Source organism: Streptomyces pyxinae (assembly GCF_024756275.1).
GTDB classification, from domain to species: Bacteria; Actinomycetota; Actinomycetes; order Streptomycetales; family Streptomycetaceae; genus Streptomyces; species Streptomyces pyxinae.
This window is the reverse complement of record NZ_JANUGQ010000005.1, coordinates 101,654-115,057: the sequence shown is the minus strand read 5'-3', so window position 1 is coordinate 115,057 and position 13,404 is coordinate 101,654. Positions and strand designations below refer to the sequence as shown.

8 protein-coding genes are annotated in these 13,404 nt (G+C 76.5%); all 8 read right to left on the bottom strand.

Going from position 1 to position 13,404, the window contains the following annotated elements:
• Positions 1-68: 68 nt before the first annotated feature.
• Positions 69-2,078, bottom strand: coding sequence for an ATP-binding cassette domain-containing protein (locus NX801_RS08450; protein ID WP_428986099.1), 2,010 nt, complete (start codon positions 2,076-2,078; stop codon positions 69-71).
• Between the two features lie 50 nt (positions 2,079-2,128).
• Positions 2,129-3,976: an ATP-binding cassette domain-containing protein gene (locus tag NX801_RS08445; RefSeq protein WP_258786575.1), complete on the bottom strand. Its 1,848-nt coding sequence runs from the start codon at positions 3,974-3,976 to the stop codon at positions 2,129-2,131.
• 129 nt (positions 3,977-4,105) lie between these two features.
• Entirely contained in the window at positions 4,106-4,234 is a 129-nt protein-coding gene (locus NX801_RS08440) for a SapB/AmfS family lanthipeptide (RefSeq protein WP_248634227.1), read from the bottom strand.
• Positions 4,231-6,849, bottom strand: a complete 2,619-nt coding sequence (gene lanKC / locus NX801_RS08435) for a class III lanthionine synthetase LanKC (protein ID WP_258786574.1) — start codon at positions 6,847-6,849, stop codon at positions 4,231-4,233. The genes NX801_RS08440 and lanKC overlap by 4 nt, the downstream gene beginning before the upstream one ends.
• Positions 6,850-7,224: 375 nt before the next feature.
• Complete coding sequence (locus tag NX801_RS08430; protein ID WP_258786573.1) at positions 7,225-7,638, bottom strand: VOC family protein; 414 nt, start codon at positions 7,636-7,638, stop codon at positions 7,225-7,227.
• Positions 7,635-8,366 carry an RNA polymerase sigma factor gene (locus NX801_RS08425; RefSeq protein WP_258786731.1) on the bottom strand — a complete coding sequence of 244 codons (732 nt, stop codon included), beginning with the start codon at positions 8,364-8,366 and terminating at the stop codon, positions 7,635-7,637. Before NX801_RS08425 ends, NX801_RS08430 begins: the two co-directional genes overlap by 4 nt.
• Positions 8,367-8,556: 190 nt before the next feature.
• Entirely contained in the window at positions 8,557-9,234 is a 678-nt protein-coding gene (locus tag NX801_RS08420; protein WP_258786570.1) for a M15 family metallopeptidase, read from the bottom strand.
• A gap of 87 nt (positions 9,235-9,321) precedes the next feature.
• The gene (locus tag NX801_RS08415) at positions 9,322-12,969 is read right to left on the bottom strand and encodes an AfsR/SARP family transcriptional regulator (protein WP_258786569.1); all 3,648 of its coding nucleotides are present in this window, start codon (positions 12,967-12,969) and stop codon (positions 9,322-9,324) included.
• Positions 12,970-13,404: the final 435 nt, after the last annotated feature.

The following is a 13,404-nucleotide window of genomic DNA, read 5'->3' as shown; positions in this document are numbered from 1 at the left end:
GGCGCCCGAGCCGACCCGCGCCCGGGACCGCCGCACCGGCGGGCCCGGGCGCCTTTCCGTGCCGTCCGTCAGCCGGTCTCCCAGAGGCCGGCCAGATCGCGGTAGAGCGCCGACCGGGCCAGCAGCTCGTCGTGCGGGGCGCAGAGAGCGCGGTCACCGTCGAGGAGCAGCACCCGGTCGGCCCGCAGCGCGGACGAGATCCGGTGGGCGACCACCACCAGAGTGGTGCCGGGCCGGGCGGCGAGGGCCCGCTCGGCCCGCTCCTCGGTGTCCGGGTCCAGATGACAGGTGGCCTCGTCCAGCAGCAGCAGCGGCGCCCGCGAGAGGTGGGCACGGCCGAGGGCCAGGCGCTGCCGCTCCCCCGCCGACAGCCGCTCCGGGCCGACGGTCGCTTCCAGGCCACCGAGCCGGTCGATCAGCGGATCGAGCTCCAGTGCCGCTACGGCCCGCCGGAGGTCGGCGGCTGAGGCGTCCGGGGACAGATAGCGGAGGTTCTCGCGGACGGTTCCGGAGAAGACGTACGCCTGTTGGGGGAGGAGCGTCCGGCGCTGGAGCGGAGCCCGCCCGGACGGGTCCCGGGCGAGTGCGCCCCCCAGGGTGACCGTGCCCCGGTCCGGCGCGAGCAGGCCGGCGAGCAGCGCGGTGAGCGTGGACTTGCCGATGCCGCTCGGGCCGACCACCGCCAGCCACTCCCCCGGCCGGACGGTGAGGTCGAGCCGGTCCAGTACGGGGCGGGCGCCGGGGCCGTACGCGAAGGTGACCCCGCGCAGTTCGGCGGCGGGCGGGCCCGGGTCCTCCGGCGCGGCCGGCCCGGTCGGGGCGGGCGCGGCTCCCGGCGGGCCCGGGCGCGGGCACACGGGCACCGCCTCCGGCGCCGTTGGCTCAGGAACAGCGGGCGCGGACTCCGACAGGACCCGGGCGGGAAGCGGGGGCGCGGCCCCGAGGGCGACCCGGTCGGGCGCGGCGGACGCGGCCCCCGGCGGGCCCGGGTCCGGAAGCGCGGACGCGGCCCCCGGCGGCCCCGGGTCCGGAAACGCGGACGCGGCCTCCGGGGCGGCCGAGTCCGGGAGGGCGGGGTCGGCGCGGAACCGTTCGAGGACCACCAGCAGCCGGCTGCCGGCCGCCCCGAAGGCGGTCATCAGGGCGTGCAGCGCGGGCAGCAGCGCCTGGAGCAGATAGGTCAGCGCGCCGAGCAGCGCCCCGGCCGTGGCGCCGCCGCGCAGCAGCCAGGGGATGGCCAGCAGCAGCGCCACCACCGGCAGCCGGCCGGCCGCGCCCAGGGCCAGGGTGCGCACCCCGGCCCAGCGGGCGAGGCGGCGGGCGAGCCGGGCCTCGGCGGCGATCAGCCGGTCCAGTTCGGCGCCGATCACCCCTTGGCCGCCGCACGCCACCACGTCCCGGAATCCCGCGCCGACCGCGCCCACCCGGTCCGAGAGGGCCTCGTCGGCGTCGAGGAAGGCCCGCTGGGCGGCGGCCATCGGGGCGAGGGTGGAGAGGAACAGCGCCAGGCCGAGCAGCAGCGGGGGCAGCACCACCGGCAGCAGCGCCGGGTCCAGCGAGGCCAGGCCCACCAGGGCCCCGACGCCGGTGAAGACGAAGGAACGGGCGGTCAGCACCAGACCGGCGAAGCTGTCCCGGGCGATCTCGCTCTGGTGGGTGAGCCGGGAGACCGCCGAGTTGTCCGCCCGGGCCGGGTCCGCGATCGCCGCGGCCAGCGCGCCCGAGACGGCCCGGCGGACCAGTCCGTCGCGGAACGGCTCGACCAGTCCGGCGAGGGCGGTGAAGACCCCGCGCACCGCGAGCCCGCCGAGCAGGGTGCCGGCGGCGGCCACCGCGAGCCAGAGCAGTCCGGTGCCGGTGCGCCCGGCGAGGAAGCCGTCGTCCAGGGCCTTGGCCACCCCGTAGCCGCTGAGGAAGGTGTGCGCGGCCTCCAGCAGGGACCAGCCGCCCAGGGCCACCAGGACGCGCCGGCGCCGCCACAGGAACCGCCGGCCCTGGGCGGCCACCCCGGGGGCCTCCGGTCCGGCCGGCTCCGTCGCGGCCGGTGCGGCGGCCCGGGCCTCCACCGGCCCCGCCACGGTCTCCGTACCCGTACCCGTATGCGTATCCGTCTCTGTCTCCGCCGCCGTCACCGGTCCGCCTCCGGGGGTACCGGGGCGGCGGCCGGCGCCGGTTCGGTGTCCGGCTCCGGGACGGCGAAGAGGGCGCGGTAGCCGGGGTCCCGCCACAGCTCGTGGTGCGGCCCGGTGGCGCGTACCCGGCCCCGGTCCAGCCAGACCACCAGGTCCGCCCCGGCGGCGCGGGAGAGCCGGTGGGTGACGAGCAGCCGGGTGCCGGGCCGTACCTGCTGGGTGAGGGCCCGTTCGACCTCCCGCTGGGTGACGGTGTCCAGGCTGGACATGGCGTCGTCCAGCACCAGCAGCCGGCCGGCGTGGGCGAACGCCCGGGCGAGGCCGAGCCGTTGCCGTTCGCCGCCGGAGAGCGGGGCGTCCGCGACCGGGGTCCGGTAGCCGCCGGGCAGCCGCTGGACGAAGCCGTCGGCGCCCGCCGCCCGGCCGGCCGACCGTACGGCGCCGTCGTCCGGCGACGCGGCTCCGAAGGCGACGGCCGCGCCGACCGTGGCCCCGAAGAGCGCGGGACGGGCGAAGGCATGGCCCACCTCCCGGCGCAGTTCCGCCGGGTCGAGCGCGGCCAGGTCGACGCCGTCCAGCAGCACCCGTCCCCGGTCCGGGGCGAGCAGCCGGCCGGCCACGGCGGCCAGCAGTGACTTGCCGGCGCCGGACCGGCCGACGACCGCGACGGTGGCCCCGCCGGGCAGCGTCAGGTCCACATCGGCCAGCACCGCCGTCCCGGCCCGCTCCACGGTGACCCCGCGCAGCTCCAGGGCACCGGGACCGCCCGGGGGCAGCAGGGCGCGGCCGTGCGGCAGCGGCGGCAGGGCCGGCACCTCCGCCGTGCGGCGGGCGGCGGCGCGGCCGCGCACCACGGCGCCGAGCAGCCCGGAGACGGCGCCGACCCCGGCGGCCAGGGCGGCGTACCGGGAGGCGGCGACCAGTTCACCGACCCCGAGCGCGCCCTGCGCCAGCCGGATCCCCCCGACGGCCAGGACGACGCAGACCAGCACCGGCATCAGCACCCCGCTGTGGGCCACCGCCCGGCCGTAGACCAGCCACATCGCCCGTCCCTCGGCGGCCAGTTCGGGAAGCCCCGGGGGGCCGGTGAGGATCCGGTGGCGCTCCCGGGCGGCGGTGCCGGCGGCGGCGACGGTGTGGGCGCCGGCCAGGGTTTCCAGCAGCCGGCCGGCCATGGCGGACTGGACGCGCTGGTAGCGGGAGACGCTCTCGGTGGAGCTGCGGGCGAAGGCGCGCAGCAGCAGCAGGAGCAGCGGCACCCCGGCCAGGAAGGCGGCGGCCGTCCAGGCGTCGATGAGCAGCAGCGCCGCCACTCCGCCCAGCGGGGGCAGCAGGGCGGCGAGTCCGGCGGCGGCCGAGGCGGGTACGGTTCCGGCCTCGGTGGCGTTGGCGGTCAGCCGGGTGGCCAGGTCGCCGGGGGCGAAGCGGGCCGCGTGCTCGGGCGAGGCGGCGAGCAGCCGGGTGACGGCCCGGCCCCGGAGCCAGGCGGTGGACCGGGCGTTGGTGGTGCCGGTGAGCAGGGCCACCACGGCGTCCAGCACCACTTCGGCCACGATCAGCGCCGTGCAGAGGAGGACCAGACGGCCGGCGGCCGGGTCGTGGCCGAGGAGCAGATCCAGGGCGCGGCCGAGGACGGCCGGTTCGGCGAGCGCGGCCAGGGCGGAGGCGACCGAGCAGACCAGGATCGCCGCGCCACGCCCCCCGCTGTGCCGGGCGGCCCGCCACAGCAGCCGGTCGGCGGCGCTCCGGTCCTCCGGGTCCTTGCCCGGCCCGTCGCCGGGTTTCTCCGGAGCCGGCCCGGGCGGCCGGGCGACCGGAGTGGCCGTGGGGGGCGGGGAGGTCATGAGTGGGGTGCCTCCTCGGGGAACAGCTCGGGACACAGCCCGGTCCCGGACGGTGAGACGCCGTCCGGGACCGGGTGATCCTTTTACCGTCGGGCGCGCGGCATTCGGCACCGCGCGACCGACCCTGGATCAGTTACAGGTGGTGACGCTCAGGCTGCTGTCGCCGCAGAGCAGCAGGCTGGCGCGGCTGCCGGTGGCGACGTCGCCCGTGGCCTCGTCCTTCGGGGTCTCCATCGACTGCAGGTCGAGAAGGGTCATGATGGTTCCTCTCTCTCATGGGGACGGTGTGCGGTTACGACCCCTGGCTGGGGCCGGCTCATGGGCCGCCGGAGCGGCGGCAGGAACGGCAGCTGCGCGTGGCCGTCGGTGGCGGCGCTGCCGAGGGCGAGCAGACAGCCCGCGGTGCCCGTGGCGAGATCCATGGACAGCCGCATCATCTGTTCGCCGGGGAAGGCCAGATGGCCCTGGTACGGGACGGCGTGCCGGGCGAGCGCGTCGATCTGTCGGCGCACATCGGCCGGGGCGGTGCCGGGCCCCGGGGTGGTCGTCCGGCTGAGGTACAGGACCATGCCGGCGGCGCCCCGGAAGAGCCCGGGCTGGGCGTAGAAGGTGGCCTGGGCGGCCTGGACGATCTCCCGGCGCGCTTCCTCGAACTGCGCGTCGGTGCGGTGGGCCAGATAGTCGTCGAGGACCATTCCGATGCCGGCGCTGCCGGCGCCGAGGTAGGGCATGGTGCGCCAGCCCTCGTCCACCTGGAGGGTGCCGCCGGCACTGCGGACGCACCGCGCCAGATCCTGCCGGAGCGCCTCGGCGGCGCGGTCCAACAGGGCGCTGTCGCCCGTGCGTTCGTAGAGCCGCACCAGGAGCAGGGCGGCGCCGGAGGCACCGTACAGCAGCCCGGCCCGGGTCAGTCGCGGGGTGGCGGCGGCGACCAGTTCGGCGCAGCGCAGGGCGGCGTCGTGGAGTTTGGCCTCGCCGGTGGCGGTGGCCAGCGCGTCGAGCGCGAGGCCCACGCCGGCCAGTCCGCCGTGCAGATCGGGAGCGATGTCCTCCCACGGCCGGCGGAGGGTCAACTCCGCCAGTTCCACCGCGCGTTCGCTGTGGCCGAGCCGGTCCAGGGTCCAGGCGACCCCGGCGAGCCCGTCGTAGAAGCCGATCGGGGTGCCGGATTCCGGTTCCTTGGTCTGGCGGAGCAGCCACTCCTCGGCGGCCGGGCAGGGCGGCGCACCGGTCTCGGCGAGCGCGTAGAGGACTCCGGCGGTGCCGTAGCCGAAGGTCAGTCCCCCGCCGGCGGCGGCGAACTGGGCGATGTCGCCCGGGAAGTAGCGGTCCTCGCGGTCCGGGGTGGCCGAGGCGAGCACGGCCGCGGCCATCGAGTCCCGGCTGCGCGGCCAGTCGCCCGGGGCCACCGGGAGATAGGGCGCCGCACTCCTGCCCAGTCCGGTGCCGTCCAGGATCTCGTCCACCGCCTCGTCCAGGAACTCCCGGTCCACCGGGAACTGTTCGGCGGTGATCTCCGCGAGGTGCCGGGCCTTCTTCCGGTCCAGGGCGAAGAGGCTGGTCAGCGGGATGAACAGGGCGAGCCGCAGACAGGCGAGGGCATAGCGGTCGACGGCGAAGCCGCGCCGGTCGGCCGGGGCCACGAAGGCGGGGTTGGCGACGGTCTGCCGCCGGCCCTCGTCGATATGGGCCGCCGCCTCGAAGTCGAGCAGCGCCACGGCGGACTCGTCCTCGGAGACCATGATGTTGAAGAGATGGAGGTCGTTGAAGACCACGCCCCGGGAGTGCACCGCGGCGACGGCCTCCTCCACCAGCCGGTAGACGCGCAGCGCCCAGTGGGTGTACTCGGCCAGCCGTTCCGGGGTCGGGTCCGCCTCGATGAGCGGGTGGCGTCTGGCGAAGAAGGTGTTGAGGGGCTTGCCCTCCAGGAACTCCATGGCCAGGAAGTGATGGTCACCGAGGACGAAGGTGCCCCGGACCTCGGGGGTGCACGGCAGTCCGGAGAGCCGCTCCAGCGCGGTCTGTTCGCGCCGCAGCCTCGCCACCGCGTCGGCCCCGTCGGCGGCCAGTCCGGCGTGCGGACGGCCCTCCTTGAGGACCACCTTCTCGCCGGTGGCGCGGTCGCGGGCGATGTACACCCCGCCGCCGTTGGAGAAGTGCAGCGCCTGCTCGATGGTGTACGGGATCTCGGTGACCGTCACCGCCGAGCGGGCCTCCAGGTGCGGACGGAGGCAGTCGGGCGGCGTCACCCACTCCGGTATCCGGAAGGCCGGGCCGCGCGGGTCGGGCACCAGCCGCCCGTCGGCGTCCTCGATCGCCGGACAGAGCTCACCCTTGTCGTCGTAGCAGTGCCGGCGGGTGAAGCTGCCGTACCGGACGTAGACCGGGCCCTCGCCCCAGCGGAGGTCGCTGAGGATGTACGGGCCGGGCTCGCCGGCCAGCAGCTCCGCCAGGTCCTCGGCGATGACCCGGAACTGCTCGTCGTCGGCCGGGTAGACGGTGATGAACTTGCCGCTCGCCGCGCGGTCCGCGTACTTGGCGTTGCGGGTGTGCAGCAGATAGCGGCTCGGCACGAACTTGAAGGCGATGGAGCGGGTCAGGCAGTACTCCGAGACCCGGGCCAGCACCGACTCGGCGTTGCCGAGGGTGGCCGAGACGTGGATCTTCCAGCCCTGGGCGGGCAGGCGGTGGTCGACGGGGCGCAGCGCGAGCCAGTCGCCGCTGCGGTGGCGGTGCCAGCCCTCCGGCACCGGGGCCAGCGCCGCGTCGTACGGCGCTCCCCCACGGCCGGAGTCCGCGTCCTCGGACAGCCGGTACGGCGCGTCGTAGAAGTGGCGGTCCGCGTCGCAGTAGACGGCGTATCCCTTCATCACACCCCCACTCCCTTCCGTCCGGTAGTCCGGTACCGGTCTGCCCGGTTCTCCGATGTCCGCCGCGTCCGGTACCCCGGGTCTCCGGTGTCCGTTCGCCGCTGACGAGGAAGAGATTGCCAGCCGCCGGGAGGCGCCAACAGTCTCATCCGTCAGCAATCGGCCGTGCGGAACGCACGAGTAACCAGAGCGGTGATCGTGCCCCCATTGCCCCCATTTGCCAGCCGCTTCGCCCAACTACACCTCTGTATAGGGCAGTTGTGGAACAGCGAGCGGCCCGGTACGGCTCCGGTGCCGCGCCGGGACCTCACGTCGCCGGGCGGCACCGGCTCCGTGCCGGGCCGGTGGGGTGGGTACGGGCCTTCGCCGCCGCGCCGGTCAGGGCGCCGCGTCCCGGTCCTCCGCCGTCCTCCCCTCTCGGGCGGCCAGAGTGAAGGAGTGCCCGGCCGGGTCGGAGTAGGTGCGGACGTCCCGGGGGCCGGAGTTGTCACGGGTCTCGATCGGGCGGGCTCCGAGGCCGACCGCGTCGCGCTCCGCCTCGTCCATGTCCTCCTGGGCCACCAGAATGAAGAGATGGGCCTGCTGGGAGTCGTCCGGCCGGGGCCAGCTGGGCGGCGCGTAACCGTGGTCGCGGCGGACGGCGAGCCGTACGCCGGTGTCGTCCACCACCTCGATGAAGTCGGGGTCGTTGCCGCGGCGGGCCCGGGCGCCCAGAAGCTCCGCGTAGAAGCGCGCCAGATCCTCGGGTTCGGCGCAATCGAGCACGATCACACTGGTCTTGGGCACAGTCATGCCAGCCTTCTGCCCCCTGGGCGACCTTCCATGGCGCGGACGGCCGTGCGGGCGTCCCCGGCCGGGGCAGCCGTGCGGGCGTCCCCGGCCAGAACGGCCCGCAGCTTGGCGAGACCGCGCATCCGGTTGCGCTGGACCGTGCCCCGGTGCGCCCCGAGTCGCTCGCCCGCGCCGTCGTGGGTCAGGCCCTCGATGTCCACGAGGAACACCGCGGACGCCTCCTTGGGCGACAGCTTGCGCAGCAGCCCCAGCACCGTGACCTCCGCCTCCCGGGCGGCGAATCCGCCGTCCCAGCCCCGCTCGGGCAGCCGGTCGGTGCACTGCTCGCGCCGGGCCGGCCGGGCCCACTGGTCCCGCAGCAGGTTCAGCGCCGCCGCGCAGGTGTAGGCGTAGGCATGGCGCTGGTGGGCCAGGGTGCTGGCCCGGGCCCGGCGGGCGAGGCGCAGATAGGTCTCCTGCACCAGGTCGTCGGCGTCGTACGGGTCGCCGGTCATGGCCAGCAGCCGGCGGCGCAGCCTCGGCATCACGGCGGTGAACGCCGCGTCGAACTCGGCGGCCGTCATGGTGCCGTCGGGCTCACCCTCGGAGCCGGCACGGCCGGCCCGGTCGCTCCCGGGCGCCCGGGCCCCCGCGTTCCTCATCGTCCCGGCCGCCCCGGTCGGTTCGGTCGGTTCGGTCGGCTCGGCCGTCCCGGCCGGCGTCGGGGCCGGTGCCGGCCGGTTACGCATGGTCTCCACGGTGGTTCCCCCGGTGCGGTGATGGTGCGGCGTGCTGGTGTGCGCGGTGCCGGCGTGGCAGCCGGTGGGGCGGCGTACCGGAGCCGGACGCGGCGGATGGGCGGTGACGGGTGGACGGTGGGCGGGTGGACGGTGGGCGGGTGGACGGTGGGCGGGTGGACGGTGGGCGGGACGCTCCCGGTCAGGACGGCGGCGCGGACCGGTCGGCGGCCCGGGTGACGGGGCCGTAGAGGGCGCTCGGTGCGCCGGTGAGCAGGGCCCAGTACCGGTCGCCGTAGGACCAGTGCCACCACTCGGTCGGGTAGTTGACGAATCCGCCGGCGGTGAGCGCCCGGTCCATCAGCTCCCGGTTGGCCCGCGCCTCGGCGGTGATGCCGGGGGCGGCGGTCCGGCAGCGGCCCGCGCTCTCCTCGGGCGTGGCGTTCAGCTCGCTGCCGAGCGGCAGTTCGGTGCCGTCCTCGGTGCAGAGCGTCAGGTCCACCGCGCCACCGCTGACGTGCGGTGCCACCTCCGGCGGGGAGATGTACGCGCTCGCCAGCTCGCGTATCCGCTCCGGCGAGGCGTCCGGGTGCGCCGCGCGCAGGCCGGTGGCGTACCTGTCGAAGTACCGGCGCTGGAGGCCGGGCGGCCGGTACCCCTCCACCAGCAGGAAGCCGATGCCGTCCGGCAGTTGGCGCTGGGCCAGCAGCAACCGGCTCAGTACGTCCGTCCGGAGGTGGGCGTAGGAGCCATCGGCATCGGCCTTGCGTCCGTCGACCCGGAGCCAGGTGGCGTCCCGGGCATCGGCCAGCGGTTCTCCGTTGTCGGTGACGCGGACCCCGGAGACCCGTGGGTCCGAGAGCAGGATGACCTCCGTCATACGGACAGCGTGGCCGGACGTTCTGCAAAAGCTCTGCAGATTCTCTGCAGTCGTCTGCGGTCCCCCGCCGTTCCCCGCAGAGCACCGTCAGCAGGGCTGCCCGGCCCCGCCCGGTTCCTCGGCCCCGCCCGGCTCTCCGCTCCTAGCCGGTCGCCCGGCCCCGCCCGCCTCACTGGTCCCGTCCGGCTCTGCGGCCCCGTCCGGCTCACCGGCCTCGTCCAGCTCACCGGCCTCGCGGGCGCCCAGGGCGCGGAAGATCCCCAGCGCCTCGTCGCGCAGGACACGGGCGGCCCGCGGGTCACCCCGGCCCGCCGCGCCGGTGGCCAGGTCCCGGAGCGTACGGGCCCGCCACAGCGGCAGCCGCAGTTCGTCCCAGAGGGCGAGGGCACTCCGCAGCGGCTCCTCCGCCGCCCGCCACTCCCCGGCGGCGAGCCACCACTCTCCGAGCGTCCGCAGCACCAGGGCCTCCCCGAACCGGTCCTGGCGCTCCCGGGTGGTGGCCAGGCACCGGTCCAGCCGGGCGCGGGCCTCGGGCAGCCGGCCCTGCCGGAGCCGGACCTTGGCCAGCGACTGACCGGCGTACATCATGCCGAAGGTGTCACCGGTGCGCTCGAAGATCTCCAGCGCGGCCGTCAGCAGTTCCTCGGCCTCGGCCAGCTCCCCCAGGGCCCGGTGGCAGAGTCCCAGCGCCCGCAGCACCAGGGCCTCCCCGTGCCGGTCGCCGGCCGTTCCGTACAGGTGCCGGGCGGCGGAGAGCTCGTCCCCGGCCTCGGTGAAACGGCCCCGCTCGCGGTGCGTACAGCCGATGCCGTAGCGCACATGGGCCTGGCCCGCCCGGTCGTCCAGCACCCGGTAGGCCGTGAGCGCGGCGGTCAGCAGGGCCAGTGCCTCGTCGAAGCGGCCCTGTTCCCGGCGGGTGGTGCCGAGACCGGCCAGCGCGACCGCCCTGCCGCGCACCGATCCGGTCTCCCCGAACAGCCGCAGCGCGTCCTGGAAGAAGGCGTACGCGTCCTCGAATCTGTCCTGCTCCAAGCGGAGTTGGCCCAGGCCGCCGAGGAGCAGCGCCTCGCCCTCGACGTCTCCGCAGCGGCGCACCGCGTCCAGCGCCACGGTGTGGGAGTGCGACCAGGTGTCGAACTGGTTGTAGAGCGCCACCGAGCCGGCCATCAGCGCGGCTGCCAACTCCCGTGCCCGGTCGGCCAGACCGAGGGCGGCACAGTGCTTGACGGCGACCAGCAGGGAGGGGTGTTCCGCCGCGAACCAGGCGGCGGGGTCGGCCGCGGGCACCGCCGCCAGGCCGGGTGCGAGGGGCCCGGCCGGGTCGGGCCCCGGGAACAGCCGGGCCGCGCCGCCGGGTGCCCGGGCCGCGGCGACCCTGCTCAGCGCCAGCCAGCAGTCCACCAGCCGCCGGACGGCCGCCGCCCGTTCCACCGCCGGCTCCTCGGCCAGAGCGCGTTCCCGGGCGTGTTCCCTCGCCAGGTCGTGGATGCGGTAGCGCGTCCGGCCGGTGCCGTCCACGCCCACCACGTCCACGAAGTGGCAGTCCACCAACTGCTCCACCACCTCCTCCGCCTCGTCGGGGCCGAGGTCCAGCAGGGGCGCCGCGATCCAGGCGGCGAAGTCGGGCAGGTCCAGCAGGGCGAGCCGGCGCAGCGTCCGCCGCTCCGGCCCGGTGAGGTCGGCGTAGGCGAGGCCGAGGCTGCCGCGCACCTCCAGGTCCCCCACCTGGAGCTCGTCCAGCCGGCGGTGTTCGTCGCGCAGCCGGGCGGCCAGCCGGGTCGGGGACCAGTGCGGCCGGGCCGCCAGCCGGGCGCCGGCGATTCGTACGGCCAGCGGCAGCCGGCCACAGAGCGCCAGGATCTCCGCCACCGGGTCCGGTTCGGCGGCCGCCCGGTCGGCGCCGGCGACCCGGGCGAGCAGTTCCAGCGCCTCCGGCTCCGGCGGCGCCGTCAGGTCCAGGTGGGCGGCGCCCTCCAGGGCGACCAGCCGCCGTCTGCTGGTGATCAGCACGCCGGAACCGCCGCCGGGCGGCAGCAGGGGGCGCAGCGGGGTCTCTCCGACGGCGTTGTCCAGGACGAGCAGTATCCGGCGGTGGACGATATGGCCGCGGTAGAGGTCCACCAGCTCCGCCGGGTCGTGCCGGTGGCGGTGGAGGGTCCCGGGATCGGCGCCGAGCGCCCGCAGCAGCCGGAGCAGGGCGTCGGCGGTGTCCACCGGCTCGGAGCCGGCGGCGCGCAGATCGAGGAAGAGCTGCCCGTCCGGGAAGTGGGCCGCCACCCGGTGGGCGGCGTGCACCGCCAGTGCGGTCTTGCCGATGCCGGAGCGCCCCGAGATGACACCGATGAGCGGGGCGGTCCGCGGCGGGTCGCCCCCGGCGGCGGCGAAGAGACCGGCCGCCCAGGCGAGCTGCTCGGCGCGGCCCACGAAGTCCGCCATGTCAGGGGGGAGCTGGAAGGGCGGGGGCGGGACCGGGTGTTCGGCGGTCACCGGCCGGCGGACCGGCCGCTGCGGCAGGACAGCGGCCCCGGCCGGGCTCCCCGGCGCACCCGGGCCCGTCGTGGACCGGGCGCCGTCCGCGTTCCCCGGACCGGCCGGCGCGGGCGCGGAAGCCGGTCCGGCCTCCGGTGGCCCGGCCTCCGGTGGCCCCGGCGCCGCCCCGGGTACGGCCTCCATCCCCGGTACGGCCGCCGCCGGACGAGCGGGCGGTCCGGACCGGGGCCCGGGAAGGACGGGAGCGGGCGAGCCGGACCGGGGCCCCGGAAGCGCGGGCGCGGGCGGACCCGACCGGGATTCCGGAAGCGCGGGCGGACCCGACCGGGCCTCGGGGGCCCCGTGACCGGACGGCCCCGAACGGACCTCCGGAAGGCCGGCTCCCGGCGCGGCCGGCGGACCGGCGCCCGGCGCATCCGGCCGGGTGCCCGGCGGACGACCCGGGCGGAGCCCGCCGGAGAGCGGGGCCGGGTCCCCGGGGAGCGCCGGAGGCCCCAGCACCCCGGAGTCGCCACGCAGCACGGCCTGGTGCAGGGCCCGCAGCTCCCGCCCGGGATCGATGCCCAGTTCGGTGCGGAGCAGCCGGCTCCCCTCCTGGTAGACCCGCAGCGCGTCCGGCACCCGGCCGGTCCGGTGGAGCGCGATCATCAGCTGGCCGCGCGGCCGCTCCCGCAGCGGATTGGCGGCCACGTGCGCGAGCAGTTCCGCGACCAGTTCCGCCCGGCAGCCCAGGGCCAGTTCGGCGGCGAACCGCACCTCCTGGGCGACCAGCCGCAGCTCCGCCAGCCGCACCGCCTCCACCCGGGCGAAGGACTGGCCGAGCCCCTCCAGCGCGTCCCTGCCGCGCCAGAGCCGGACGGCCGCCCGCAGGGTGTCCACGGCTTCGGCGGCCCGGCCCGCGTCCGCCAGGAGCCGGCCCTCGGCCAGCGCCGCCTCGAATCTGCGGGCATCGACCCGGGCGGCCGGGAACTCCGCGAGGTAGCCGGGGGAACGGGTCCGGATGGCACCGTCCTCCCCGGTCGTCGCCAGCGCGCGCCGCAACCCGGAGACATGCGAGGCGACCAGGGCCCGGGCGGTGGCCGGCGGCCGCTCCTCCCAGACCATGTCCACCAGCCGGTCGACCGAGAGCACTTCACCCGGATGAATGACCAGCGCGGCGAGCAGCGCCGCCGGTTTGGGACCGTTCAGCGGAATTCGCCGTTCCCCGTGCCACAGCTCGACGGGTCCGAGAAGGCGCACTTCCATCGTCGTCCCCCGAAGAATCGCGGTGATCGCGTCGATCACGGTCGCGCAACAGGCAGGGACAACATACCGGTGGGCAGCGCCAGGGCATGCCTGGTCCCGGGCCGCCGTCGTGCCGCCGGGCGGTCCGTCCTCGCGCGCTTCCGCGCCGCTCACACCGGCCCTCCGGAGGCCCGCCCTCCTTCCTCACGCCTCCCCATGGGCTCGTGCACGAGAGGAGACGGCCGACGGGACCGTCCCGTATGACCGCCGGCCCGGCCGGTGCCGGCCGAGCCAAGGGACCCGGCCACGGTGATCGCCGGCGGAGGAACCCGGCCACGGTGGCCGCCGGCGGGGTCGACCGGCGCCGGACCGGCACCTACATTGCCCCTGTCGGTCCGGGCGCCCGGTGCTCCGCCCGCCGCCCGGCGGTCCCGCTGCCGGTCCGGGCGCCCCGGG